Raw genomic sequence first — 26,006 nt, forward strand, 5'->3', positions numbered from 1 at the left:
GATTGAGGTTCGACGAGTCACGCGTGCACGCCCAGCGCATCGCCGAAGTTAAAAGTAGACGACTCGCTATTCAAGGGATGAAACAAGGCCGGGAACCAGTTCAAACAGGTCACCCACCAGGCCAAAGTCAGCCACCCCGAAAATAGCTGCTTCGGGGTCCTTGTTGATTGCGACGATAACCTTGCTGTCCTTCATGCCGGCCAGATGCTGAATCGCACCGGAAATGCCGACTGCAACATACAGTTGCGGCGCCACAATCTTGCCGGTCTGGCCTACCTGAAAATCGTTCGGCACATAGCCCGCATCGACGGCCGCGCGCGATGCCCCAAGCGCCGCGCCGAGCTTGTCGGCGAGAGGCTCAAGAATTCGGGTGTAGTTCTCCGCGCTGCCCAGACCCCGGCCGCCCGACACGATGATTGACGCGCTCGTCAGTTCCGGCCGGTCGAGCTTCGTTACTTCGCGGCTGACAAGCTGCGAGATTCCCGCGTCGGCCGCGGCTTCGATTTTTTCCACAGGCGCCTGGCTGCCCTCGGCTGCCGCCGGGTCAAAACCCGTGGCACGCACCGTGATGACCTTGATGCGATCATTCGATTGCACCGTCGCGATAGCGTTACCGGCATAGATCGGGCGTTCGAACGTGTCGGTGCTACCGACTGCGGTGATGTCGCTAATCTGTGCGACGTCCAGGTGTGCAGCAATGCGCGGTGCGATGTTCTTGCCATAAGCCGTCGCCGGCGCGAAAAGGTGCGAGTAGTCCGCCGCGATGTTCAGCACCGTGCGCGCGACATTTTCGGCCAGGCCGTCTGCGAGCTGGGGTGCGTCGGCCAGCAGCACCTTGGACACGCCCGCGACTTTTGACGCCGCATCTGCCGCCGCCTGCGCGTTCGAGCCAGCCACCAGCACATGAATTTCACCGCCCACTTTCGCCGCTGCGGCAATCGTGTTCAACGTTGCGGGCTTGATCGACACGTTATCGTGTTCAGCAATCACCAGAATCGTCATTTTCCTGCGTCTCCTCACAGCACTTTCGCTTCGGTCCTGAGCTTCTCGACGAGCGTCTTCACATCAGGCACGGTCATGCCCGCGACACGCCCGGACGGCTCGGTGACTTTCAACGTCTTCAGCCGTGGCGTGACATCGACACCGAGGTCCGACGGCGTGACGGTCGCGAGCGGCTTCTTCTTCGCCTTCATGATGTTGGGCAGCGTCACATAGCGCGGCTCGTTCAGACGAAGATCGGTCGTGACGACCGCGGGCAGTTTCAGCGACAGCGTTTCGGAACCGCCATCGGCTTCGCGCGCAACGGTGGCCTTGCCGTCTGCAACCGTCACTTTGGATGCGAACGTCGCTTGCGGAAGCCCGGTCAGCGCGGCGAGCATCTGGCCCGTCTGGTTAGAGTCATCGTCAATGGCCTGCTTGCCGAGGATGATGAGGCCAGGCTTTTCCTGATCGACGAGCGCCTTGAGAATCTTGGCAACCGCCAACGGTTGCAACTCTTCTGTGGACTCGACCAGAATCCCGCGGTCCGCGCCGATCGCCAATGCCGTACGCAGCGTTTCCTGACACTGCGTCACGCCGCATGAAACGGCGATAACCTCCGACGCGATACCCGCCTCCTTCAGGCGCACCGCCTCTTCCACGGCGATTTCGCAAAAAGGGTTCATGGCCATTTTCACGTTGGCGATGTCCACGCCCGTGCAATCCGACTTCACGCGGACTTTCACGTTGTAGTCGACAACGCGCTTCACCGGTACAAGTACCTTCATCGTGTTTCCCTTGATATGTGTTTCACATTCCTGCTGTCTTGCCCGCCTCGAAAGCGGCCGGAGACGGCACCGCTTCACTTTCGTCAAAAAAGCAAAAAACATAGAAATTTTCCAAATTTTGGCGACCCAAACTCTCTACCCAAGCGAGCTTTCGGCGCTTCCTTCAGTCAATAAACCATGGCTTCCAACCCTTATGAAACATGGCTTTACAAGTCATCAACGGTGAGAAAGAATGCCATGAAGCAAGGAAAAAATTTTGTTCGCTTGACATCACTGTAAGACGTCACTCATCATATGTCAACGAGCAAAAATAAGGCTTCGAGCCATGCAGACATGGCGGAGCGGAGGAAGACACAAACTGTCCCCAGCGCGTTACCGGCCTCCAGCAATTGTTCGTGCGTTATCGGGAATTCGTGCTGAGCACTTGCTCGGCACATATCATGGTTTACAAGGAGAGTCATGGTGGCCAGTCACGACAAAGCGCGGGTTGGTGTTGACATCGGTGGGACCTTCACCGATGTCGCGCTTGAACTCGGTGGGAGCCTCTTTTCCACCAAGGTGCTGACGGATTACGAGGCGCCCGAGCGCGCCATCATCAAAGGCATCAGTATCGTTGCGGGTAAGGCCGGCATCGGGCTCAAGGACATTGGCGTCATCATTCACGGCACAACGCTCGCGACGAACGCACTCATCGAGCGGCGCGGCGCCAGAACCGCCTTCGTCACCACCGAAGGATTTCGCGACACCATCGAGATGCGAACCGAAAATCGGTTCGAGCAATACGACCTGAACATCAAGCTGCCCCCGCCGCTCATCGAGCGCGCGGATCGCTTTACGCTGAGCGAACGCATCGACGCACAAGGCGGCGTGCTGCTCGCGCCGACTGAAGCCCAGATCCAGGCAATCGTCAACCGCATCGAGAAAGGCGGCTTCGAAAGCGTCGCGATCGGTTTCATCCATGCATACGCCAATGGTGTGCATGAACGCCTCATGCGCGATGCGATCCTCAAGCGCTTGCCGAACGTTTCGGTGTCCATCTCGAGCGAGGTGTCGCCGCAGATTCGCGAGTTCGAGCGCTTCAATACCGTTTGCGCGAATGCATACGTGCGGCCCATCATGAAGTCGTATCTGGACCGCCTGATGGGCAAGGTTCGTGAAGCAGGCGCCGTTTGTCCGATTTTCATCATTCACTCGGGCGGCGGCATCGTCTCGATTGAGAGCGCGTCCGAATTCCCGGTGCGTCTGGTCGAATCGGGTCCGGCGGGTGGTGCGATCTTCGCCGCACACATCGCGGCCCGTTACGACCTGAACACGGTGCTCTCCTTCGACATGGGCGGCACCACCGCCAAGATCTGTCTCATCGACGACCTCACGCCCAAGACCGCAAACACGTTCGAGGTTGCACGCACCTACCGCTTCAAGAAAGGCAGCGGCATGCCCATCTCCATCCCCGTTGTCGAGATGGTCGAAATCGGCGCCGGCGGTGGCTCGATCGCCTCGCTGGATGTGATGCGGCAGATTCGCGTCGGCCCGCATAGCGCGGCATCGGAGCCGGGGCCGGCCTGCTATAAGCGAGGCGGCACCCAGCCGACGGTTACCGACGCCGACCTGCTGCTGGGCCGTCTCGACCCGGCGAATTTCGCGGGCGGCTCCATCCCCCTGTCCACCGGCGACGCGGCGAACGCGATGGTGTCCGAGGTTGGCGGCCTCATCAAACTGAGCGCAGAAGAAGCCGCGTACGGCGTGGCGGAGGTCGTCGACGAGAACATGAGCAACGCCGCCCGCGTTCACGCGGTTGAGAGCGGCAAGGATATCGGCGACTACACGATGATTACCTTCGGCGGCGCCGGGCCTCTGCACGCGGCCCGCCTGTGCGAGAAAAGCGGAATCAGGAAGTTCATCGTGCCGCCGGGCGCCGGTGTCGGTTCAGCGATTGGATTCCTGCGTGCGCCATTCGGATATGAAAGTGTGCGCAGCGCGAGCATGCGTTTCGCCCATTTCGATGCCGAGGCGCTCAACGAAATCGTCGAGCAGCTCACTGAGGAGAGCGTTCACTTTGCTCGCCAGGGTTCAGGGGACGCGGAGCCTACCGTCGAAATCAAGGCGTTCATGCGCTACGTCGGACAGGGTTGGGAAATTCCGGTTGCAATTCCGTATCGGCGTTTCACTGCGGAGGACCGCAACCATTTCAGCGCATCGTTTACGAAGGCATACACCCAGTTCTTCGGCCGCCCAATCGACGGTCTGGACATCGAAATTGTCAGTTGGGCGGTCAAGGCAAGCTCGCCGCTTCCGCCCGTCGAACGCCTGCGGTTGGTGAGCTCGCGTGACGCGGCGAAAATCGACAAGGGTCGCAAGATCTTCGACGCCGCCCTGAGCAGGTTCGTGGACGCCGCGATTGTCGAGCGCGCCTCACTGAAGGTGGGCGAAACCGTCAGCGGCCCCGCCATCATTGTTGAGCCGGAGACGTCCACGCTGATCACTTCGTCGTTCAACGCGACGGTCCAACCCGACGGATGTCTTCTCGCGGTCTCGAAAGCACTGAACGCAGCCGCTGCAAATCAGGAGTAAGCCCATGTCACTCAGCAATCTCGACACCATCCACATGCAGGTCATGTGGAACCGTCTGATTTCCGTGGTCGAAGAGCAGGCACTGGCCCTGATCCGTACCGCGTTCAGTACCAGCGTCCGCGAAGCAGGAGATTTGTCCGCAGGCATCTTCGACAAGCGCGGCCGCATGCTGGCGCAGGCCGTGACGGGAACGCCCGGTCACGTGAACACGATGGCCGAAGCAGTTGAACACTTCATGAACGACATCGGCCTCGAGCGCATGTACGAGGGAGACGTCTATCTGACGAATGACCCATGGAAAGGCACTGGCCACCTGCATGACTTCACGGTCGTCTCTCCTTCGTTCTACAACGGCGAACTGATTGGTTTTTTTGCCAGCACGGCACACGTGGTCGACATCGGCGGCCGTGGCTTCGGCCCGGATTCGCGCGAAGTGTACGAAGAAGGTCTGTTCGTGCCGATCATGAAATTCATCGAGCGCGGCGAAGTCAATCGCGACCTGGTCAACATTCTTCGCCACAATGTGCGTGAAGCCGACAAGGTCGTGGGCGACCTGTACGCACTGGCGTCGTGTAACGGTACCGGCCACAAGCGGCTCGTCGAAATGCTGAAGGAATTCGACCTGAAGGACGTCGAAGGCATCGGTGAGTTCATTCTGGCGCGCAGTCGCGAAGCCACGCTCGAGCGCATCGCTGCGCTGCCGAAGCAAACAGCGACGAACGAAATGACGCTCGACGGCTATGACACGCCAGTCGCGCTGAACGTTACGCTCACGATTGCCGACGACCACCTGCTCGCGGATTTCACCGGCTCCTCGCCGGCGAGTCCGTTCGGCATTAACGTACCCCTCCTCTACGCGAAAGCGTACGCCTGCTACGGTCTGAAGTGCATCATTGCGCCGGAGGTGCCGAACAACGCAGCGTCGCTGGAGCCCTTCCGTGTTCAGGCACCTGAAAGCTGCATTTTGAACGCGCAGCATCCAAGCCCGGTTGCGGTCCGTCACGTTCTCGGGCACTTCGTTCCTGACCTCGTGCTTGGCGCGCTAAACAAGGTCGTGCCAAACCGGGTTCCCGCGGAAGGCTCCGGGGCGCTCTGGAACCTGCATGTCAGCGCGCGTCCCGTGCGTGAAGACTCGGGCCTCAAGGGCAGCGAAATCCTGATGTTCAACAGTGGAGGCACCGGCGCCCGTCCGGAACTCGATGGCCTGTCGGCAACGGCGTTCCCGAGTGGCGTGCACGCGATGTCGGTCGAGGCGACCGAACAGGTGGGTCCTATCGTGGTGTGGCGTAAGGAGATGCGTTCAGGCTCAGGTGGGGCCGGCGAGCATCGCGGCGGCCTTGGGCAGATCGTGGAAATCGGCCCGCGCGAAGGCTATCACTTCCGGTTTAACGCAATGTTCGACCGTATTGACCACCCCGCACGCGGGCAGTCCGGCGGCAAGTCAGGCGAGGCAGGCAAGGTAACGCTTTCGGACGGAACCAGGATGCGCGGCAAAGGCACCCAGGCCGTAGGCGAGCACGAGCGGGTCACCCTGTCGTTGCCGGGCGGAGGCGGCGTGGGTTGGCCTGAAAATCGGTCGAAGCAGGCCCTGCTTCGCGACGTGCGCAACGAATACATCTCTGAAACGCAACTGCGTGAAGACTACGGCTTGTCGCTTGACGAGCTGAACGCGGCCGCCGGCAAGTAAGGAGCAACGCATGACAGACATCAGCAAACCCCCGTTCGAGAACATTCTGATTACGGGAGCGGCCGGCGCACTGGGTTCGGTACTCCGTGAATCTCTGCGCCCCTATGCGAAGACACTCACGCTGAGCGACCGCGCCTCGTTAGGCGAGCGGCGCGATAACGAGGTCCACCATGAGTGCGACCTCGCGGATCTCGACGCCGTCTTCGACATGATGAAGGGGGTAGACGTGGTAATTCACCTGGGCGGCGCGCCACGCGAGAACACCTTCCAGGTCATTCTGGATTCGAACATTACCGGCAGCTACCACATCTATGAAGCTGCCCGCCAGTCTGGTGTGAAGCGTGTGATTTACGCGAGTTCGGTTCACGCAATTGGCTTCTACGAATGTACGCAGACCATCGACGCGAGCGTGCCGCAACGCCCGGATAGCCTCTACGGTGTGAGCAAGACATTTGTCGAGAACCTGTCGCGCTACTACTTTGACAAGTTCGGTCTCGAATCGGTATGCGTGCGCATTGGCTCCTGCTTCCCGAAACCCGTCGACCGGCGCATGTTGGCGACCTGGCTCTCGTACGACGATTTTTCGCGTCTCTGCGTTCGCGCGCTCATAACGCCGAGCGTCGGCCACATGATCGTCTACGGCAACTCGCACAACAGCGCCAACTTCTGGGACAACACCGAGGCGGCCTATCTAGGCTACCGCCCGCAGGATTCAGCGGATGCGTTTGCTGACGAGGTCTATGCGAGCACGCCCTCTCCAGACCCGCGGAATCCTGCCGTCAAGTATCAGGGCGGCCAGTTTGCGGCAGATGGGCACTACGAAGACCCGAAAGCGAAGTAAGCGCCTCGGAACCGATCGTCTCTCCTGGACAGCATCAAGATGGCACAGCAAGCAGAAAAGTCCCACTATGACGTCGTCATAGTGGGCGGCGCAGTGGTCGGTAGCGCGACGGCGTACTTCCTCGCGAATAACCCGGATTTTTCGGGTTCGGTCCTTGTCGTGGAGCGTGACTGGTCTTATGCGAAATCGGCAACTGCACTCTCAAGCGCCTCGATTCGGCATCAGTTCTCCAACCCGCTGAACATTAGGATTTCCCAGTTCGGCACGGAATTCATCCGCAACTTTCATGAACTCGTGGCCGTCGATGGCGACGCGCCTGAACTCGGCTTCAAGGAAAACGGATACCTGTATCTGGGAGACGCAAAAGGTGCGCCGATGTTTGAGCGCAACTACGAAACGCAGCGCGAGAACGGCGCAGATGTGGTGCTGCTCGACCCGGAAAAGCTGGCGTTCCGCTTTCCGTGGCTCAACACGGAAGGTCTGGTCAACGGCGTGTATGGGCAAACGGGCGAAGGCTGGTTCGATAGCTATGGCCTGCTGCAGGGCATGCGCAAGAAAGCCCGTTCGCTAGGTGTCGAGTACATCGAGAACGAAGTCGTCGAGATTCGTCGTGAAGGTTCGAGGATTACCGGTGTCGTACTGAAGAGCGGCGAAGAGATCGGCTGCGGCGTTCTGGTCAACGCCGCGGGTACCCGCGGCCCTGCCATCGCCCGGAAAGCCGGCCTTGAAATCCCTGTCGAGCCAAGAAAGCGCTGTCTCTTCGTGTTCGATTGCCGCACTCCGCTCGAAGGCATCGTGCCTCTCACCATCGACACGACGGGTATCTTCTTCCGTCCGGAGGGCAAGTACTACCTGACCGGCTGCTATCCCGAGCCCGACCCGCTCGCGGACGTGGATGACTTCGAGGTCATCCATTCCGAGTTCGAGGACATCATCTGGCCTGCTCTCGCCGAACGCGTACCCGCGTTCGAGGCGATCAAGGTCGTGAGTTCCTGGGCAGGTCATTACGACTTCTGCATGCTGGACCACAACGCAGTTGTCGGCCCGCACGCCGAAGTGACCAACTTCATGTTCGCGAACGGCTTCAGCGGTCACGGTCTGCAGCAGTCCCCCGCCATTGGCCGGGGCTTGAGCGAACTGATCACCTACGGTCAATATCGCGCGCTTGATCTCTCGCCTCTGGGCTACCAGCGCGTTGTCGAAAACAGGCCCTTCCTCGAGGAAGGGGTGATTTAACGGTCCCCGCGACGCCATCCTCTTCGAAGCAATGAACTCTACTCACTATCGTCACTATCGCAACGCGTTGGTAACCGGTGCATCCAGCGGCATCGGACGGGCCATCGCAAGACGGCTTGTCGAAGACGGCCTGCATGTGTACGCAGTCGGCCGCGATGCAAGCGCACTCGATGAGCTTGCATCGGCAGGTGGCATCACTCCGATTGCGCTTGACCTGCGCGACTCATCGTCGTTGCGCGATGTATTCGGACACGCTGAAATCGATGTCATGGTGAACAATGCAGGACTCCTTCCTGCCGTCAAAAAATTTGATGCGTGCTCGGCTGACGACATCGACAGCATGATCGACATCAATCTTCGCGCCCCGCTTCGTCTTGCCCATACGGCACTCGAAGGGATGTTGCAGCGCAGGCGCGGACATCTCTTTTTCATCGGGTCCAGCGCGGGCCGTTTCCCGCATCCCAACACCGCCGTGTACGGTGCAACAAAGGCCGCAATCAGCATGTTCTGCGACTCGTTGCGCTGTGACCTGCTAGGCAGCCGGGTTCGCGTGACGGAGATTGCTCCGGGGCGCGTGCAGACGAACCTGTACCGCTCGGCACTCGGCGAACAGGCCGCAAACGAAAAGCTGTATGACGGCTATCGCTCGATTCAGCCGGAAGACATTGCAGAACTTCTCTCGACCGCACTCAGGCTTCCCGACTCGGTGGACGTCTCGCGGCTCGAGGTGTTCCCCACCGACCAGGCACCAGGCGGTTCGCAGATTGTCGCCATCGACGCATAACAAAGTCATTAGCTGGAGAACCCGATGAAGAATCAGAGAGTGGTAATTGTAGGTGGCGCGACGGGCCTCGGCCTGGCGATTGCGAAGCTGATGCTCGCGGACGGAGCCGAGAGCATCGCCTTGATTGACAAGAATGCTCCGCTCCTCGAAGAAACTGTCGGGGCCCTGAGGACTCAGGGTCACAATGTAACGGGAGTCGAAGGAGACATCACGCGACGCGAGGCCGCTCACGCCGCTTTCAGGCAGGCGCTCGACGCGCTTGGGCGAGTCGATGCGCTGATTAACAGTGCTGCCATCTACCCTCGCCGGCCGATCCTCGATATCTCCGATGACGACTGGGACCTTGAAAATGCAGTCAATATCAAGGGCACCTACCACATGGCCGTGGCGGCCATAGAACACATGCGCAGCCGGCCAAAGGTCGAGGCCAATGTCGCCGGGCGCATTGTGAATATCACCTCTGTCGATGCCTTCAAGGCGCACCCCCAGAACGCGCACTATGCAGCGACGAAAGCCGCCGTTGTCAGCCTGACCAGGTCATTCGCGCAGGAAGTGGCGAAAGACGGCATCCTCGTCAACTCCGTTGCGCCTGCCGGGTTCGCCACTGAGAAGGCGAAGGCCGCCGGCTTCCTCGGCGAGCTTGCGGCCGCAAACCCGCTCGGTCGCGCCGCGGAGCCCGAAGAGATCGCCCAATGGGTCGTGATGATGGCCAGTTCCCGCAACACCTATACGACTGGCGAGAACGTCATCGTGAGCGGTGGCTACATCTACGCTTAAGCGCAAACAGAACGAAAATAGCGCGCACATGCATGCCGTCGCCACCGGCGACGGCAGCCTCGCTGTGATAAAGTCGTAATATGTCATACGGCGCAGGTCTGACTCCCGGCGCCCCCGCGGCATTGTCTGGAATGCCTGCGATGCTCTAATTGTCCGGTGTGAGGGACTCGGAATGACCTTCGACGCAGAAACATTACTCAAGAGTGCGGCAAGCTCGGGAAAGCGACGCAGCCTGACGGAACTGGTTATCCAGGCTCTGAACGACAGAATCGACCGGGGCGACTATGCTCCTGGCTCCAAGTTGCCGACCGAGCCGGAGCTGTGCACAGAATTCGGTGTCAGCCGCACGGTGATCCGTGAGGCCGTCGCTTCGCTCAAGCTTGGCCGGAAACTCATCGCGAGACACGGGGTCGGCGTATTCGTCGCCGATGCGCCCGGACAATCCGACGGCGCCAGTTTCATCGACTCGACGACGCTGAATAATTCCATGCATGTGCTGGAGTTGCGTAGCGGCGTAGAAACGGAGTGCGCGGCCTACGCGGCTCAGCGGCGCTCCGAAGCCCATCTGCGAGCGCTGAAAGAAGTGTATGCCCGCATGGAGATTGTCGCGATCGACGATGACGCTGAGTGCGCACGCGCTGACTTCGAATTTCATCTGGCCGTCGCGGTGTGCTCGGAGAATCCGCACTTTGCGTCCATTCTCAGGTCACTCGGCCAGGAAATCATCATTGACCTTCGCCTGAAGCATGGCAAAGCCACTCCGAAGGAACGCAAGACATACATTCGACGTATTCAGCGGGAACACGGTGACATTCTGGATGCCATTGAGCGCCAGGACGTAAGCGGAGCACGTCGCGCCATGCGGCGTCATCTCAATGAGAGCCTTGAGCGCTATCACAACCTCACGAGCACTCGCGGCGAGGTTTGACGAGGTTTGAAATTGTGTCTGGCGTCGCGAATAACCGATCCGCGACGCCTCCAACCCGATAAACCAGACTGGCTCCGTTACCTGGTGATAGGGTCCACCTTGTCGCCGACAGCAATTGCCTGAGGCACCCACTTGCCGTCTATAACCTTGTAGAACGTTGCAGTCGGCTCTTTCATGTCTCCGTTAGGCAGGAACGCAATGCTTCCAGATACGCCTTCGAAAGACACGGACTTGATCACCGGTCCATAGACCTTCGGATCCGTCGAGTTCGCCTTAAGCATGGCGTTGATAAGCACCCACGTTGCATCGTAGGCGGCCGGCGAATAGGCAACCACACCTTCGTTGTACTTCTTCTTCATCTTCTCGTCGAACTCGCGGCCAGTCTTCATTCTCGACAGCGGGATTCCATAGTCCCAGGACACGGCGCCTTCGGCGCTGGCGCCCGCGACGCTGAGGAACGTTTCGTTCTCGAAGCTGCCGCCACCGAGCATGACCGCCTGGATACCCAGTTGCCGCATCTGCTTTGCCAACAGTCCTGCTTGCTGGTCGAGCCCGCCCCAGAAAATTACATCGGGATTGAACGACTTGATTTTCGTAAGCTGAGCCTTGGAATCGACCGCCTTGTCTGTCGTGAATTCACGGTCGACCACCTTTCCGCCGGCTGCTTCAACGCCTTTGGAAAACTCATCTGCCATCCCTTGGCCGAAAGCCGTGCGGTCGTCGATGACGGCGATGCTTTTACCCTTCAGTGATTGCACGGCCGATTGGCCCGCGAGTTTCCCCATCTGCGCGTCCGAATTCACGACCCTGAAGACATTGTTGAAGCCCTGCGCGGTCAGAGTGGGATTGGTCGCCGTCGGCGACACCATGGGGATGCCCGCAGTGTTGTAAATCCGGGATGCGGGGATGCTCGTGCCGGAATTGAAGTGGCCGACAACGCCTGCGACGTTCGCATCGACCATCTTCTGCGCGACCTGGGAGCCCATGCGCGGGTCGCCCTGGTCGTCTTCTGCGTCGAGAACGAAATGAACCGTCTGGTTGCCGATTTTCAGGTTTTTGGCGTTCGCGTCGTCCAACGCCAACTCGACACCTCGCTTCAAATCGACCCCGTAATGAGCCGAGCCCCCCGTCAAGGGCGCGGCGAAGCCGATGGTCACGTCTGCTGCGTGCGCGGCCGCATTAAGGAGCAGACCTCCGGAGAGAATCAGGGAACGGGTAACACGTGAACAGGCGAGTGAACGTTTCATGGTGAAACCTCAGGCTTCCAAAGTTAGATTGATGCCGGGCCGCCAGCGATGACCGAAGGCGCCCATTCCGGGAAAACATCAGACCAAAGCCGGCCGTCGAAACTCAACCTGCTCCAGACGTCAAAGTATTAGGTGAGACGTCATATGTCAATGAGTCAAAATTAAGGATTCTCCCGAGTATCCCTAGGGACTGAAAGCGTCAAATTATTACAAATCACATTCAAATCGCCATGCTTCGCACGCAAAAGAGTGCACTGGCAGCAACCTCAGGTTTCCGGCGTTTTCAGCCAAAACGGCCGCCCAGTGCGGAATAGAGGGAAAGGCAAGTCTTCCGCGCCGGACGGAGCAACCGCCGAAGCCGGTGTCGTTTATGGAAAGAAATGTAATGATTCTGAGCCGATCAACGCTCTTCTTTCGTTGCGATTTTTATGCATTTTTTGCGAAAGATTCGTCTGTTCGACGGGTACTACGATTCAGTCACCCCACTCAATTCGGCAACACGCGTGGAAAGCAGGTGCGTTGCGGTGTTGAGCAAGGCGATGGCTATCGATCACGGGCCGCAAGGGATTCGCGTGAACTGTCTCTGCACCGGTCCGGTGGCGACCCAGTTGCTCGAAGATGTGTTCGCCGGCAGGGACGCCCCCCGGGCCTACGCAGGACGTTCGAGGCCTCCACCGTGCTGCGCAGGTTAGGCAGGCAGGAAGATATCTCATCCGCCACAGCGTTTCTGGCAAGCGACGATTCGGCGTTCATGGCAGGAGCGAATCTCGTCATTGACGGCGGCTGGACAGCCCGCTAGCGTCGCCGTCCTCAGTTCAGGCGCGCGTCGTCCCACTTCATGCATCGAGCGATTCCAGATACGCAGCGCCCTTTGCGGCGTCGTACCGGCCCTCCCATCTGGCGATAACCAGCGGCGCCAGCGCATTGCCAATGACGTTGAGCGCAGTCCGCCCCATGTCCAGAACACGGTCTACGCCGGCGATAAAAGCGAGTCCTTCGATGGGCAGCCCGGCACTCGCCAACGTGGCAAGCATGGTGACGAGCATGAATCCCGGTACGGCCGCTACCCCTTTCGACGTGAAAACCATCGTCAGAACCAGCACAATCTGCTCTTGCCACCCGAGATGTATGCCATACAGCTGTGCAATGAACAATGCACCAATGCCGAGATAAATTGATGCTCCATCGAGGTTGAACGTGTAACCGGTAGGTACGACAAACGTTGTAATGCTCTCCGGCGCGCCGTAGTCTTCCATCTTCTTCATGAGCTGCGGCAATACGGTTGCCGAACTGGCGCTCGAAAATGCGATGATCAGTTCGTTTTTGATAATCCGCAGCAGCGTGAAGATCCGGAAACCGAACAGGCGTGCCGTAATGCCAAGCACTACGAATATAAATACGGCAATCGCAAAGTACGTTACAGCAACAAGTTTGAGCAACGGCAACAGCGAACCAAAGCCAAAGGTGGCCACTGTGACGGCAATCAACCCAAACACGCCGACCGGCGCGTAGCGCATCACCATCCCCGTTACCTTGAACATCGCATCGGCTATGCCTTTCAGCGTAACGAGCACCGGCTTGCGAAATTCCTCCGGCACGGACTGAAGACCGAGTCCAAACATCACCGAGAAAAAGATAACGGGGAGCATATCGCCCTTTGCCATCGACGCCACGATGTTGTCCGGAATGATTCCCAGCACGAGCGAGGCGAATCCGGCATGATGCGGGGCCTGCTGGGAGACCTGTCTGAGATGCGACACATCCGTCTGCGTCAGTTGAGACATGTCGGTCCCCACGCCGGGGTGCAGGACGTTGGCGATGATGAGGCCAAGCACGATCGCAATCGTTGTGACAATCTCGAAGTAGACGATGGTCTTCAGGCCGATCCGGCCAAAGGATTTACTGTCGCCCACACCTGAAATTCCGGTCACCATACTCGTAAATACGATGGGTACGACGATCATCCGGATCAGCTTGATGAAGATATCGCCCGCGGGCTGCAGGAATCCCGTAATGGCAGCGTCCTTCGCCTGCGGGAAGTGATTCAGCACGACTCCGACAATGATGCCAACGGCAAGAGCAAGTGCGATCTGCGACGCCAGACTGATGCGGCGACGCTGACGGGTATGCGACGACGGCAGGTTATCGGAAGCCGTATCCATGAAAGTCTCCTTTTAGCCAGGTATTGGAACCCAAGCATGTGATTCGAAAGTTATTTTTGTGTACTGCCCAGACGCAGCCGGGATACGCGTGGGTACTACGTCATTCGCGGGTGGGCGCAACCGTGGAATTCATCCCCGTATGAACACCACGGCAACTCCGGTTGCCTCACAACACCCGCTCCTGGGAGCGCGTCAGGCCGCTTACGATTCCAGCGCTGCACATGCAGCAGCAATTCGTCGACACCCTTCCTGAAGCTGCTCGTACGACGTCGCAAACGAAATCCGGAACGCGGGCGACAGACCAAACGCAGCCCCCTGGATGACTCCCACATCCTGCGTTTCCAGCAGATGCATCACGAGATCGGTGTCGTTGCGGATCACTGCCCCGCCTTTCGCACGCCGGCCCATGATTCCCGCGCACGACGGGTAGACGTAAAATGCGCCGCTCGGACGCGGACAATAGAGCCCATCAATCGCATTGATGCTGTCCACCACGAGATCGCGCCGTCGCTGGAACTGCTCACGCCAGCCAATCAGGAAATCCTTCGGGCCTGTGAGCGCGGCCAGCGCGGCGGCCTGACTGATGGCGGATGGGTTGCTCGTGCTCTGCGACTGCAGCTTGGCCATTGCCTTGATCAGCGTCCGCGGGCCACCGGCAAAACCGATTCTCCAGCCAGTCATCGCGTACGCTTTCGATACGCCGTTGACGGTCAGCGTGCGTTCGCGCAAGTGCGGATTGCAGTGCGCGAAGCTCGCAAACTGCATGCCGTCGTAAATCAGGTGTTCGTAGACATCGTCGGTCAATATCCAGACGTGCGGGTGGCGACCCAGCACTTCGCCGAGTGCGACCAGTTCGCTCTCACTATAGGTCGCGCCGGTCGGATTGCACGGGGAATTAAGAACCAGCCATTTCGTGCGCGGCGTGATCGCCGCTTCGAGTTGGGCCGGTGTCATCCTGTATCCGCTATCGACGTCACATTCGACAATCACCGGATATCCACCGTTGAGCAACACCATATCCGGGTACGACACCCAGTACGGTGCAGGCACGATAACTTCGTCGCCATCTTCCACCGTGCAGGTCAGCGCGTTGAAGATGATCTGCTTGCCGCCGTTGGCCACACTCACTTCGTCCTGCGCGTAGACAAGGCCGTTTTCGCGCTCGAATTTCTCGCGGACCGCGCGCTTGAGTTCCGGTGTGCCGTCGACCACCGTATAGCGTGTACGACCCGTCTTCATTGCCTCATACGCGGCCTCCACGATATGCGGCGGCGTATCGAAGTCTGGCTCCCCGACAGTCAGCCCGATGATTTCGCGCCCGGCCGCACGCAGTTCCTTCACGCGCGCAGTTGCTGTCGAGCTTGGCGAGGGCTTGATGCGGTTAAGGCGCGCTGCAATCAGATTCATGTCACTCATTTTTTACCTGTTCTCCGTGCTTACGCAATGACACCTTTGTCTTTCAGAGTCGCGTCGATCCATTCGCGCCTGTCCTTGCCGGCGAGAATTGCTTCCTTGCGCTGCTGTTCGCGCAGTGCCTGCGCACGGGCAGCCTGCAGCACATCGTCGAGCCGGCTCGCCGGCACCGCGACCAGGCCGTCCTCGTCGCCAACGATCAGGTCGCCGGCCTCGATCACCAGACCCCCGATCGCGACCGGCACATTGATCTCGCCCGGCCCCTCCTTGAACGGTCCGCGATGCGTGTTACCGCGTGCGAAGCACGGAAAGTCGGCGGCAAGAAATGCGGCAACGTCGCGCACTGCGCCGTCGATCACGAAGCCCGCGACACCGCGCACCTGCGCATGCAGTTGCATCAGTTCGCCTACCAGCGCCTGCGTAAGGTCACCCCCGCCGTCCACGACGATCACGTCGCCGGGCTCGGCGAGGTCGATTGCCTTGTGGATCATCAGGTTGTCGCCGGAGCGCACCTTGACGGTGATCGCGCGGCCCACGAGTTTCTTCTCGCGGTGATAGCGCTGCAGCCCGATGACGCCGCACAGGCGGTGCATGTTGTCGCTGATGTGCGGTGTGACGACGCTCATGAATGCGTCGACGGTGGCGGCCTGAATCGGCGCGGGCATCGGCAGGATGCGGAATCCAAGATGGGCGGGCTGGCTCATGGGTCTCCCTGAGATGAAGATTGGATCAGAATGTCGGATGCTTCAGCAGGTACGGCACAAGCCCGCCGGCATCCAGGATGGCAAGCATTTCAGACGCAATCGGCGCCGCTCGCAGCGGCATTTCGATGCCGTCGCAATGGACGGTGATCTGCTCGCCGAGGTCGATACGGAGTGCGGCCCCCTCGGGAATCCCCCGGGTATCGCACTCAATCGGGTACAGTCCGTTGTTCACCGCGTTGCGAAACCAGGTGCGGGCAAAGCTTTCGGCAATCACAATCCGAATACCGGCACCGGCGATCGCCGTGACCGCGACCTCCATCGCCGAACCGCAGCCGAAATTCCGCCCGGCCACCACGATATGCCCGGGGCGCACCGAGGCGGCAAAATGCGGCGCGATTGCCTCAAACAGATACGTCTTCAGCACCGCGGGGTCGAGTGACTCCCGCTTGCGCCGTGACGAGATGATGTAGTCGGTATTGATGTCGTCGCCGAAGCGTCGAGCAGTACCACTGATTAACGTCGTCATCCGGTTACCTCCCCACGACGTCGAGCATGCCGGGACTTGCAATGCGCCCGGCGATCGCGCTCGCCGCGCACACTGCGGGCGACGCAAGATAGATGTTGGCGCTCGGATTGCCCATGCGGCCTTTGAAATTGCGGTTCGCAGTTAAAATCACATTCGCGTTGTCTTCCGGAATCGCACCGCTGGTGCCACAGCATGCGCCACAGCCCGGGGCTACGATTACCGCACCCAGTGCGATCAGTTCGGCAAGCTCACCGTCACGGACCAGTTCGAGCAGCACATCGCGCGACGCCGGCGTCACGACCAGTTGAACGCCAGGCGCCGGCCGCCCGAACTGACGGAACACCTCGAGTGCTTCGCGGAAGTCCTTTGCCCGCCCGCCGGTACAGGTGCCGAGAAACACCATCTGTACGGGGGTTGCGGTAAGCGCGCTGACTGGCACGGTGTCGCAGACCGCATGCGGCACTGCAACGAACGGAACCAGTTCCGCGAGGTCGACGTCCAGCGTGCGGGAGTAAACGGCGTCCGGATCAGCGCTGACTGCGCCGGACAGAGCGGCGCCGCGCCGCGCGAGATAGTGCCGGCATGCGTCGTCGAACGGGAAAATGGCATTCTTGGCGCCAGCTTCGACCGACATGTTCGCGATCACCAGCCGATCTTCGAAATCGAGGCTCTGCACACCATCACCTTCGAATTCGAGCGCCTCGTAGTTTGCGCCCCCCGTGCCAAGCCGTTGCACGAGATGTAGCGCGAGATCCTTTGGATAGACGCCTTGCTTGAAGCGGCCATGCAGTCTGACGCGGATCGAGGCAGGCACCTTGAACCAGGCCTTGCCGGTTTTCATCACACCGGCGAGATCAGACGAGCCGACACCGGTCGCGAAGCAGTTTGCCGCGCCGTAGGTCACCGAGTGGCTGTCAGCACCAACCAGAAGCCGGCCCGGCGCTGCAAAGCCCTTTTCTACGACCAGTTGATGACCAATACCCTCGCCGACGTCGAACAGCCGGACGCCCTGCTGATGAGCGAAGCGCCTGATGCCGGCCTGCAGCAAGGCTGCTTTCGGGCTTGGCGCCGGCGCATAGTGATCCATCGCAAACAGCATCCGGTCCGGTGAGTGCAACTGGCCGCCGCCCATCGCCACAAAATAGTCGATCGCCATCGGAACCGAGCCGTCCGTACCCAGCGCGTAGTCGACGTGGCAGACGACGAAATCGCCCGCCCGCACATCGCGCCCAGATTTCGACGACAGTATCTTTTCGGAAATCGTCTTCCCTGACATCGCTTCGTTCCCGTCGATAGACCCTGAACCGGCGCGATATCGCATGCGCCCCGGACACAGTATGGCAAAGACGCTCACCGCAAACGCGGAGTAAATCGCATCACGAACCTTGAAAAAAATTCATGTATCGGCCGGCCGGAACACCGCTTTGTGCCGCGCCGCCGCTTGCCAGAACGCGCTGTGCCATCGATACTGATGTCTACCCGCTCCGGCCCTACGTGCCGGCCCCCTTCCCCAGACGAACGTCCTCCCCCAGCCTCCGTGATCACCCTCAAACAACTCGAAGCAGTGTTCTGGGTGGCCCGGCTTGGCACATTTGCCGCTGCGGCCGATCGCCTTCATACGACCCAGTCGGCAATATCAAAGCGGATCAACGAGCTCGAGGTATTTTTCTCGACAGCGCTGTTCGACCGCAGTCACCGCACGCCGCGTCTGACCTCCAAAGGACGCGACCTGCTCGATACCGCGGAGGAAATGCTGCAATCCCGCGACCGGCTGCTGGAGCGGATGGGCAAACAGATCGAGGAAGTGAGGCGATTCAGGATCGGCATCACGGAACTGATCGCACTGACGTTCCTGCCGCGGCTGATCAGCGAGGTACGCCTCGCCTATCCGGCGCTTTCGTTCGAACCCGAGATCGATGTCAGCACAAAGCTGGCCTCGCGGCTGCTGGCCGGCGAGATCGACTTCATCATCGCGCCAACCGCTATCAGGACATCGCGTTTCACTTCAGTACCGCTGCGGAAACTCCAGCTTGCGTGGATGGCAAGCCCGTCCGTGGTCGGAGACACACGTACGCTGTCGCTCGAGGAGATTGCTGCGTGGCCCATCCTGATGCAGGCGGGTACGTCCGGCATCGACGCAATCTACGAGCGCTGGTTCGAATCGAACAACCTGTCAATCCGGCGTGCCTTTGCGGGCAACAGTCTGATTTCGCTCTGCTCGTTGACTGTCGCAGGAGTCGGAATCAGCTACCTGCCCGCAGCCTATTTCGCGGACTTCGTCGAGCGGGGACAACTCGTCGTGCTGCAATCGACGCCGGTTTTGCCGACGGTTCGTTATTACGCGGTCTACCGCAACGAGGGGCCACTGCCGTTGTACTCGCGCGTGGCGGACCTCGCCCAGCAACTCTGCGATTTCTCCAGACAGGATTTCCATCCTCAGCCAGTTTCACGGCCCGCGTGAGACGGGAACAGCGGCTGGGCGGCGAGCCCGGTGCTTCTTCGCTTTTTTTTCATGGAATGAACAGAACACCCGGGGAAGCCATCCCCTATCCTGCTCGCAATCTCGCCTGGTTTCGCAACCGAGTAGTCGATATCCCCCGGAGTGTTTGATGTCATTCAAAACCAACGGTCGGCGTGCACATTACACGACGTCCCGGTACGTGTGCTTTCTCGCCCGTAAGACAATGGGGTTTTCCATTGTCTGCAGCGGCTTCGTCGTGATCATCGGGCATTTCCTGTGAAGTGAAAGCCGCGGCGCACCGTGCGGCATAGCGACGCACGCACCGCCTTTTCACGCGGAAGACCCCGCGCCGGAGCAGCGTGCAGGCACACGACAAGGCAGCGCAAACTGTACCCCCTGCGCAGCAACGCAAGTGTACCGGTGGCGCCCATCGGATCGCACGTAATCTGACGTGGCAACCCGGCCAAACTCTCCCTATGGTGCCCACGTCATGATTGTCCGCCCCGCACTCAACTGGTTTCGCATGCTGTTCGTGTGGCACGGATCCGTGCTCAAGTCGATTATTCCGCAACTGGTGTTCATGGCGCTCGTCAGCATGCTCGCCATGTACACGCATGGGCGCCTGTTCGGCGAAAAGATCCCGCTCAATACGACGCCCTTTACGCTGTGTGGCGTCGCGCTGACGATTTTTCTCGCGTTTCGCAACAACGCGAGCTACGAGCGGTACTGGGAAGCGCGCCGGCATTGGGGAAACGTGCTGATCGCGGCACGCGCGATCACTTCCCAGGTCAGCCAGTACGTGCCGGCCAATACCTTGCAGTTCGACCACTTCTCGTTTGTGCGGCTGCTGACTGCATTCTCCTACGCGCTCAAGCATCAGTTGCGCGGCTCGGATTCCTCCGCCGACCTGACGAGACTGCTCGGCGAAGGCATGGCGTCGATCTACCGCAATCGGGTTTTCACTCCGATCCTGCTGCTCGACGAGGCACGCCGCCGCCTCGCGATGCTCAACCGTACCGCCGTGCTTTCCGATACGCAGTTGTGGATGATGGACAAACAGCTCGACGAACTCGGCGCCTCGGCAGGCGCCTGCGAACGCATACATGCCACGCCCATTCCGTTCGCCTATGGGGTACTGCTTCATCGCACCGTCTATGCGTACTGCAGTCTGCTGCCGTTTGGACTGATCGATTCGATCGGCTTTGCCACGCCGCTCATCTGCGTATTTGTGTCGTACACGCTGCTGGCGCTCGAAGCGATCGCCAGCCAGATCTCGGAGCCCTTCAACTGCTCGCCGAACAGCCTCGCGCTCGATGCCATGACTCGCAACATCGAACGCTCGCTCTTCGAACTGTGCGGCAAGCCCATGCCACCGGCTTTGCAGCCCAATCCGCACTACGAGCTGAGCTGAGGCGCTAACCGTGTGGGCCGGCTGTGTCCGGCCCGCGGGCGTCCAGTGCCCGCATGCCGGCGTCAACGGGCACAGGCTTTCGCGAGCTGGCCCACGGTCATGACCGCTTGCTCGATTTCGCTCGACCACGGTGTGCTGTAGTTGAGCCGAATGAAGTTCCGGTAGTTGTCCGTGATCGAGAACATGTAGCCCGGCCCGATTGTGATGCCGTTCTCCAGTGCGAGCTGATAGAGCTTCATCGAATCGACCTTTTGCGGCAGCTCGACCCACAGCACGTATCCACCCGCCGGGCTCGATATCCGCGTGCCTGCCGGGAAAAAACGCATGACCCACGCCCTCATCAGATTCGCCTGCTGTGCATAGTACTTACGCAGGCGCCTCAAATGATGTTCGTAACCGTCACGCTCGAGAAATTCCGCTATCGCCAGTTGCGGAATCACGGGCGTGGTCAGCGTATTGAGGAACTTCAGCTTTTCGACTTCGTCGCGATAGCGGCCGGGCAATGCCCAGCCTATGCGGTTCTCGGCCGTGAGGCTTTTCGAAAACGAACTGCAATGCAGCACCATGCCCTTTTTGTCATACGATCTCAAGGTGCTCGGGTGCGATTCACCGAAGTAGAGTTCGTTGTACACACCATTTTCAATGATGGGAATGTCCGCGCCGTTGAGCAGCTCGACGAGCGCACGCTTGCGTTCGTCAGGCATGTGAAAGCCCAACGGATTCTGGAAATTCGGCATCACCATGCAGGCCGAGACTGTCTGCTCCCCTATGATCTTCGCCAGTTCGTCGATCTCGATGCCGTACTCCGGATGCGTCGCCACCTCGATCACCTTCATGCCTGAACGCTCAATGGCATGGAGCATCGCGTAGAACGTGGGCGATTCGACGGCAATCACGTCGCCCGGTTTGGCAACGGCCTGCAAACAGAGATTGATCGCCTCCGTCGCGCCCACGGTCACGATGATCTCGTTCGGATCGATCGCCATGCCGTTCTCGAGGTAGCGCCGCGCGATCTGCCGGATGAGGCTCGGATTGCCCGGCGGCAGGCCATTCACCACGCCCCGCAGCGATTTGTTGCGCCCCGCCGCGGACGCATAGCGGTTGAGCTTCTCGAGCGGGAAGAGCACCGGGTCGGGATAAGGCGAGCCGAGCGGAACGGCGTCGTCCACGCTGATCGAACGCAGCGTGGAGAGCACGAGACGGCTCACGTCGACAGACGCCGACACGGCGATCGGCCGTGACGAGCGCAGCTCGTTGGTAACGTCGTGGCCCCCGGTTGCGCGCACGCTGACGAAATAGCCGGATTGAGGACGGCTCTCCAGTATGCCGCGGCTTTCCAGCAGCAGATAAGCGCGTATTACAGTTGTAATGCTAATGCGGTGCTGCTGACTCGCCTGCCGCACCGAGGGAATACGATCGCCCGGCCGGTAGACGCCTTGGTGGATGAGAGTTTCGATGTCCTCTGCGAGCTTTTCATAACGCTTCACTGTTTGCTTCTCCTGAGCACGGACGCAGTACTTCAAATGTCATCTAAGGACGCCGGTTAGAACTGTACTCTAGAAAGTCTCCATATTCTGTGTGCTTTGACACCAGTCCTTTGCTTCTACCCTTTCGCTTGTCAAATGCACTGCGCAGCACTCGCCGAATGCGGATGTTCGCCAGCGTGAAGTCAACGGAGTCAGGGTCATGGACAAGGCAAAACCAAAGGGCAAAATCGAGGCGTATCACCACCCGGCCGCCGGTTGGGGCGCGCTGAAATACGTCGCCATCAATCTGATCAAGGAGCGTGTTGCCGGGGGTGGTTATCGCACGCTATTCAAACAGAACCAGCCGGACGGTTTCGACTGCCCGGGCTGCGCGTGGCCCGACCGGCAGCACGCTTCGACGTTTGAATTCTGTGAGAACGGTGTGAAGGCCGTAGCGGCCGAAGCCACGACCAAGCGCGTCACGCCGTCGTTCTTCGAAGAGCACACCGTCGAATCGCTGATGAAGCAAACCGACTATGAGCTCGAGCAGCACGGCCGGCTGACCGACCCGATGGTGTACGACGCCGTCACGGACCGCTATCGCCCCATCGCATGGGACGACGCTTTTGCGCTTATCGCAAGGCACCTGAACCAGATCGACTCGCCCGACGAAGCCGCGTTCTACACCTCGGGGCGGGCCAGCAACGAAGCGGCATTTCTCTACCAGTTGTTCGTGCGCATGTATGGGACGAACAATTTCCCCGACTGCTCGAACATGTGCCACGAGGCCACGAGCCGCGGCCTGCCGACAACGGTAGGCATCGGCAAGGGAACGGTGACGCTCGACGACTTCGAGCACGCCGACACGATCATCATCTTCGGCCAGAACCCGGCGACGAATCACCCACGCATGCTGGGCGAACTGCGCGAAGCATCGCGCCGCGGCGCCACCATCGTTTCGGTGAACCCGCTGCGCGAACGCGGTCTCGAACGCTTTGCGAGCCCGCAGCACCCGGTGGAAATGCTCACGTTCAGCAGCACGAAGATCGCCTCCACTTTCATTCAACCGAAGCTCGGCGGCGACTTCGCGCTGATCAAAGGCGTTGCCAAACACCTCATCGAGCTTGACGACAAGGCGCTCGAAAACGGCACGGAACGCCTGCTCGACCTCGACTTCATCGAGCAGCACACGCTGGGTTTCGAAGCGTTCGCGCAGGACCTGCGCGACGAAAGCTGGCCGCGCCTGGAAGCGGAGTCCGGCGTCGCCCGCGAAGACATCGAGGGACTCGCCCGCATCTACGTGAATGGCAAGCGCGTGATCGCCACGTGGGGCATGGGCATTACGCAGCACAAGCATTCGGTGCAGACGGTTCACATGCTCTCGAACCTTCTCATGATGCGCGGCAACATCGGCCGCGAAGGCGCCGGCCTGTGCCCCGTGCGCGGACACTCGAACGTTCAGGGTAACCGCACTGTGGGCATCGAGGAAAAACCCAGCAAGGCGTTTCTCGACCGGCTCGGCAAGGTCTTCAACTTCGAGCCGCCGCGCGAGCACGGCCTCGATGTCGTCGAAACGGTCGAGCACATGATCGAAGGCAAGGTGAAAGTGTTCATGGGTCTCGGCGGCAACTTCGCCATGGCAACGCCCGACACGCTACGCACTTTCGACGGCCTGCGCTCCTGCAACCTGACCGTTCACATCACGACCAAGCTGAACCGCAGCCATCTCGTCCACGGTGTTGACGCACTGATCCTGCCGACGCTCGGCCGCACCGAGATCGACACGCAGAACGGTGTCGCACAGGGCGTCACGGTGGAAGACTCCATGAGCATGGTGCACATCTCGTACGGCATGAACAAGCCCGCCTCGCCGAACCTGATGTCCGAAACGGCCATCGTCGCGAACATCGCCCACGCGACGCTCGGGGACGAAAAAGCGGACTGGCTCGCCTACGCCGGCGACTACGCGAAGATTCGCGACGCCATTGAGCAGGTGCTCGACGGTTTCGAGCGCTACAACGAACGCATCCAGCACCCCGGCGGTTTCCATCTGCGCGTGGCTTCGCGCGAGCGCGACTGGCAGACCTCGACCGGCAAGGCGAATTTCATCGTGCACGCCGTCCAGCAGGACACGCCGATCGCCCGCGCAAAAGCGCTCCATGGCGAGCGCCTCATGACACTCATGACGACGCGCTCGCACGACCAGTACAACACCACCATCTATGCGCTCGACGACCGCTATCGCGGTGTGTTCGGCCAGCGGCGCGTCATCTTCATCAACCCGGCGGACATTGCCATGCTCGGTTTCAGGAACGGCGACTGGGTGGACATGACCACCGTCTGGGACGACAACGTCGAGCGCCGCGCGGATCACTTCCGCCTCGTCGAATACGACATTCCGCGCGGCTGCATCGGCGCGTACTACCCGGAGACCAACCCGCTCGTGCCGCTTTCCAGTGTGGGCGACGTCTGCAACACGCCGACTTCGAAATCGATTCCCGTATTGCTGCATCGCTCATGCGAGCCGGCCGTGGAGCCTGCTTTCTGATTTCCCATTGACCAGACGGGCCGCGCCTTTCGCGGGGCACTGCCCGTTTTCAACCTGCCTGGTGACTACCATGTCTGTCGAAGCCTTGAATCTGGCACGCGGCCAGTTCGCGATGACCGCGATCTTTCACATCCTGTGGCCGATTCTCACGATCAGCCTGTCCGCCTTCCTGCTCGTCGTCGAAACCCTTTGGGTCAAGACCAGCGATGTCGTCTGGTATCGCCACGCGCGATTCTGGAGCAAGCTGCTGATACTCAATTTCGCCGTCGGCGTCGTCAGTGGCATCCCCATGGAGTTCCAGTTCGGCACTAACTGGGGTCCCTTCTCCGAATACACCGGCCAGTTCTTCGGCAATATCCTCGGCTTTGAAGGCGCGATGGCGTTCATGCTGGAGGCGGGCTTCGTCGGCATCATGATGCTCGGCTGGGGCCGCGTGCCGAAGGGCGTGCACCTCTTCGCCACCGCGATGGTCGCGCTCGGTTCGTCGCTCTCCGCGTTCTGGATCATGGTCGCGAACTCGTGGCTGCAGACGCCGCGCGGCGTCGCGGTGGTGGACGGCAAGCTCGTCGTCACCAGCTACATTCAGGCCATCTTCAATCCCGACATGGTGTGGGGCGTCTCGCATATGTGGTTCGCGGCCCTCGAAACCGGTCTCGTCGTGGTGGCCGGCATTTCGGCGTACTACCTCCTCAAGCGCCGCAATCCGGAATTCTTCGTGCGATCGTTCAAGGTTGCGCTTGTCATGCTCGCGTTCGTCGCGCCCGTGCAGATCTGGCTCGGCGATTCGAGCGGCGTGGACGTTTTCGCCACCCAGCCGGCCAAGGGCGCGGCGATCGAAGGTCACTGGCAAACGAATGCACCGGGCACCGGGGCAAACTGGTCGCTCATCGCATGGCCCGATGCCGCGAAGCAGCGCAACGACTGGTCGCTCGAAGTGCCCGGCATGCTGAGCATCCTGGGCACACATACCCTGCACGGCCAGGTTACGGGCCTCAAGGACATCCCCGTCGAGAACCAGCCGCCGATGATTCCGCTGCTTTACTACGCGTTCCGCGTGATGGCCGGCATCGGCTTCCTGTTCATGGTGCTCGCCTTCTGGACCGTCTATGCGCTGCGCAAGTCGCGCGGCCGTCTCGAGTCCCTGCTCGCGCGCCGCAAGCTGCTGCTCGCATGGGTGCTGGCGATTCCTCTGCCCTATTGCGCCGTGGAGTGCGGCTGGATCGTTCGCGAGGTAGGACGGCAGCCGTGGGTCGTGTACGGCCTGCTGCGCACGGAGCACGCCGCGTCGGCCATTCCGGCCGGCACGGTGACCGGCAGCATGATCATGTTCGCGGTCTTCTTCGTCGTGCTCATCACCTCGTTCTTCGTGTTCGCACGGCGCTGGCTGCGCCGCGGCCCCGATCTCCAGATGATGCCGCCCGCCGAACCCGCAAGGCAGTCCATCGCGCACGCAGTCGATTACTGATCGGCCGTCCGCA

Annotated in this window: 20 protein-coding genes; 11 read left to right on the forward strand and 9 right to left on the reverse strand. The window is 60.3% G+C overall.

What is annotated here, in order from left to right; genetic code table 11:
- Positions 1-66: 66 nt before the first annotated feature.
- Positions 67-1,002 carry an FAD-binding protein gene (locus FFS45_RS03610; protein ID WP_137953325.1) on the reverse strand — a complete coding sequence of 312 codons (936 nt, stop codon included), beginning with the start codon at positions 1,000-1,002 and terminating at the stop codon, positions 67-69.
- Positions 1,003-1,016: 14 nt separating this feature from the next.
- On the reverse strand, positions 1,017-1,766 hold the full coding sequence (locus FFS45_RS03615; protein ID WP_137953326.1) for an electron transfer flavoprotein subunit beta/FixA family protein: 750 nt from the start codon (positions 1,764-1,766) through the stop codon (positions 1,017-1,019).
- A gap of 459 nt (positions 1,767-2,225) precedes the next feature.
- Here FFS45_RS03615 and FFS45_RS03620 point away from each other — a divergent pair, with 459 nt between their 5' ends.
- The 7 genes from FFS45_RS03620 to FFS45_RS03650 all read left to right on the forward strand — a co-directional run bounded on the left by FFS45_RS03620 (position 2,226) and on the right by FFS45_RS03650 (position 10,590).
- Positions 2,226-4,337 carry a hydantoinase/oxoprolinase family protein gene (locus tag FFS45_RS03620; protein WP_137953327.1) on the forward strand — a complete coding sequence of 704 codons (2,112 nt, stop codon included), beginning with the start codon at positions 2,226-2,228 and terminating at the stop codon, positions 4,335-4,337.
- A 4-nt stretch (positions 4,338-4,341) separates the two neighbouring features.
- Positions 4,342-6,024, forward strand: coding sequence for a hydantoinase B/oxoprolinase family protein (locus FFS45_RS03625; RefSeq protein WP_137953328.1), 1,683 nt, complete (start codon positions 4,342-4,344; stop codon positions 6,022-6,024).
- Positions 6,025-6,034: 10 nt separating this feature from the next.
- Positions 6,035-6,865, forward strand: a complete 831-nt coding sequence (locus FFS45_RS03630) for an NAD(P)-dependent oxidoreductase (protein ID WP_137953329.1) — start codon at positions 6,035-6,037, stop codon at positions 6,863-6,865.
- Positions 6,866-6,904: 39 nt separating this feature from the next.
- Positions 6,905-8,101 (forward strand): FAD-dependent oxidoreductase, encoded by a 1,197-nt coding sequence (locus FFS45_RS03635; RefSeq protein WP_137953330.1) that lies wholly within the window; start codon positions 6,905-6,907, stop codon positions 8,099-8,101.
- 31 nt (positions 8,102-8,132) lie between these two features.
- Positions 8,133-8,885, forward strand: coding sequence for an SDR family oxidoreductase (locus FFS45_RS03640; RefSeq protein WP_137953331.1), 753 nt, complete (start codon positions 8,133-8,135; stop codon positions 8,883-8,885).
- A 24-nt stretch (positions 8,886-8,909) separates the two neighbouring features.
- Positions 8,910-9,662, forward strand: coding sequence for an SDR family oxidoreductase (locus FFS45_RS03645; protein WP_137953332.1), 753 nt, complete (start codon positions 8,910-8,912; stop codon positions 9,660-9,662).
- A gap of 172 nt (positions 9,663-9,834) precedes the next feature.
- Entirely contained in the window at positions 9,835-10,590 is a 756-nt protein-coding gene (locus FFS45_RS03650; protein ID WP_137953333.1) for a FadR/GntR family transcriptional regulator, read from the forward strand.
- Positions 10,591-10,667: 77 nt separating this feature from the next.
- Here the strand turns inward: FFS45_RS03650 and FFS45_RS03655 are convergent, their stop codons facing one another.
- The 6 genes from FFS45_RS03655 to FFS45_RS03690 all read right to left on the reverse strand — a co-directional run bounded on the left by FFS45_RS03655 (position 10,668) and on the right by FFS45_RS03690 (position 17,918).
- Positions 10,668-11,837, reverse strand: a complete 1,170-nt coding sequence (locus FFS45_RS03655) for a branched-chain amino acid ABC transporter substrate-binding protein (RefSeq protein WP_137953334.1) — start codon at positions 11,835-11,837, stop codon at positions 10,668-10,670.
- 836 nt (positions 11,838-12,673) lie between these two features.
- A complete protein-coding gene (locus FFS45_RS03670) occupies positions 12,674-13,999 on the reverse strand; it encodes a cation:dicarboxylase symporter family transporter (protein ID WP_137953337.1) in 1,326 nt (441 codons plus the stop codon).
- Between the two features lie 201 nt (positions 14,000-14,200).
- The gene (locus FFS45_RS03675) at positions 14,201-15,406 is read right to left on the reverse strand and encodes a pyridoxal phosphate-dependent aminotransferase (RefSeq protein ID WP_137953459.1); all 1,206 of its coding nucleotides are present in this window, start codon (positions 15,404-15,406) and stop codon (positions 14,201-14,203) included.
- A gap of 29 nt (positions 15,407-15,435) precedes the next feature.
- Positions 15,436-16,116 (reverse strand): RraA family protein, encoded by a 681-nt coding sequence (locus tag FFS45_RS03680; RefSeq protein ID WP_137953338.1) that lies wholly within the window; start codon positions 16,114-16,116, stop codon positions 15,436-15,438.
- Between the two features lie 25 nt (positions 16,117-16,141).
- Positions 16,142-16,642: an alpha-IPM isomerase gene (locus tag FFS45_RS03685; protein WP_137953339.1), complete on the reverse strand. Its 501-nt coding sequence runs from the start codon at positions 16,640-16,642 to the stop codon at positions 16,142-16,144.
- A gap of 4 nt (positions 16,643-16,646) precedes the next feature.
- Positions 16,647-17,918, reverse strand: a complete 1,272-nt coding sequence (locus FFS45_RS03690; protein WP_137953340.1) for an aconitase/3-isopropylmalate dehydratase large subunit family protein — start codon at positions 17,916-17,918, stop codon at positions 16,647-16,649.
- Between the two features lie 261 nt (positions 17,919-18,179).
- On the opposite strand from FFS45_RS03690, the gene FFS45_RS03695 reads away from it, so the two are divergent.
- Both FFS45_RS03695 and FFS45_RS03700 read left to right on the forward strand, forming a co-directional pair.
- Positions 18,180-19,103 (forward strand): LysR family transcriptional regulator, encoded by a 924-nt coding sequence (locus FFS45_RS03695; RefSeq protein WP_171029558.1) that lies wholly within the window; start codon positions 18,180-18,182, stop codon positions 19,101-19,103.
- A 490-nt stretch (positions 19,104-19,593) separates the two neighbouring features.
- Complete coding sequence (locus FFS45_RS03700; protein WP_137953342.1) at positions 19,594-20,514, forward strand: bestrophin family ion channel; 921 nt, start codon at positions 19,594-19,596, stop codon at positions 20,512-20,514.
- 62 nt (positions 20,515-20,576) lie between these two features.
- On the opposite strand, the gene FFS45_RS03705 is transcribed toward FFS45_RS03700, so the two are convergent.
- Entirely contained in the window at positions 20,577-22,001 is a 1,425-nt protein-coding gene (locus tag FFS45_RS03705; protein ID WP_137953343.1) for a PLP-dependent aminotransferase family protein, read from the reverse strand.
- 199 nt (positions 22,002-22,200) lie between these two features.
- Between FFS45_RS03705 and FFS45_RS03710 the strand changes: the two genes are divergently transcribed.
- Both FFS45_RS03710 and FFS45_RS03715 read left to right on the forward strand, forming a co-directional pair.
- Entirely contained in the window at positions 22,201-24,528 is a 2,328-nt protein-coding gene (locus FFS45_RS03710) for an FdhF/YdeP family oxidoreductase (RefSeq protein ID WP_137953344.1), read from the forward strand.
- Between the two features lie 70 nt (positions 24,529-24,598).
- A complete protein-coding gene (locus tag FFS45_RS03715; protein WP_137953345.1) occupies positions 24,599-25,993 on the forward strand; it encodes a cytochrome ubiquinol oxidase subunit I in 1,395 nt (464 codons plus the stop codon).
- The last annotated feature ends 13 nt before the right edge of the window (positions 25,994-26,006 follow it).

Source organism: Burkholderia sp. 4M9327F10 (assembly GCF_005503145.1).
Taxonomy (GTDB): Bacteria; Pseudomonadota; Gammaproteobacteria; order Burkholderiales; family Burkholderiaceae; genus Paraburkholderia.

Coding starts and splice junctions, on each gene's coding strand:
- FFS45_RS03630 (WP_137953329.1), top strand. CDS start 6,035: ATGACAGACATCAGCAAACCCCCGTTCGAGAACATTCTGATTACGGGA.
- FFS45_RS03625 (WP_137953328.1), top strand. CDS start 4,342: ATGTCACTCAGCAATCTCGACACCATCCACATGCAGGTCATGTGGAAC.
- FFS45_RS03670 (WP_137953337.1), bottom strand. CDS start 13,999: ATGGATACGGCTTCCGATAACCTGCCGTCGTCGCATACCCGTCAGCGT.
- FFS45_RS03690 (WP_137953340.1), bottom strand. CDS start 17,918: ATGTCAGGGAAGACGATTTCCGAAAAGATACTGTCGTCGAAATCTGGG.
- FFS45_RS03715 (WP_137953345.1), top strand. CDS start 24,599: ATGTCTGTCGAAGCCTTGAATCTGGCACGCGGCCAGTTCGCGATGACC.
- FFS45_RS03610 (WP_137953325.1), bottom strand. CDS start 1,002: ATGACGATTCTGGTGATTGCTGAACACGATAACGTGTCGATCAAGCCC.
- FFS45_RS03655 (WP_137953334.1), bottom strand. CDS start 11,837: ATGAAACGTTCACTCGCCTGTTCACGTGTTACCCGTTCCCTGATTCTC.
- FFS45_RS03710 (WP_137953344.1), top strand. CDS start 22,201: ATGGACAAGGCAAAACCAAAGGGCAAAATCGAGGCGTATCACCACCCG.
- FFS45_RS03640 (WP_137953331.1), top strand. CDS start 8,133: ATGAACTCTACTCACTATCGTCACTATCGCAACGCGTTGGTAACCGGT.
- FFS45_RS03675 (WP_137953459.1), bottom strand. CDS start 15,406: ATGAATCTGATTGCAGCGCGCCTTAACCGCATCAAGCCCTCGCCAAGC.
- FFS45_RS03620 (WP_137953327.1), top strand. CDS start 2,226: ATGGTGGCCAGTCACGACAAAGCGCGGGTTGGTGTTGACATCGGTGGG.
- FFS45_RS03685 (WP_137953339.1), bottom strand. CDS start 16,642: ATGACGACGTTAATCAGTGGTACTGCTCGACGCTTCGGCGACGACATC.
- FFS45_RS03650 (WP_137953333.1), top strand. CDS start 9,835: ATGACCTTCGACGCAGAAACATTACTCAAGAGTGCGGCAAGCTCGGGA.
- FFS45_RS03680 (WP_137953338.1), bottom strand. CDS start 16,116: ATGAGCCAGCCCGCCCATCTTGGATTCCGCATCCTGCCGATGCCCGCG.
- FFS45_RS03615 (WP_137953326.1), bottom strand. CDS start 1,766: ATGAAGGTACTTGTACCGGTGAAGCGCGTTGTCGACTACAACGTGAAA.
- FFS45_RS03700 (WP_137953342.1), top strand. CDS start 19,594: ATGATTGTCCGCCCCGCACTCAACTGGTTTCGCATGCTGTTCGTGTGG.
- FFS45_RS03635 (WP_137953330.1), top strand. CDS start 6,905: ATGGCACAGCAAGCAGAAAAGTCCCACTATGACGTCGTCATAGTGGGC.
- FFS45_RS03645 (WP_137953332.1), top strand. CDS start 8,910: ATGAAGAATCAGAGAGTGGTAATTGTAGGTGGCGCGACGGGCCTCGGC.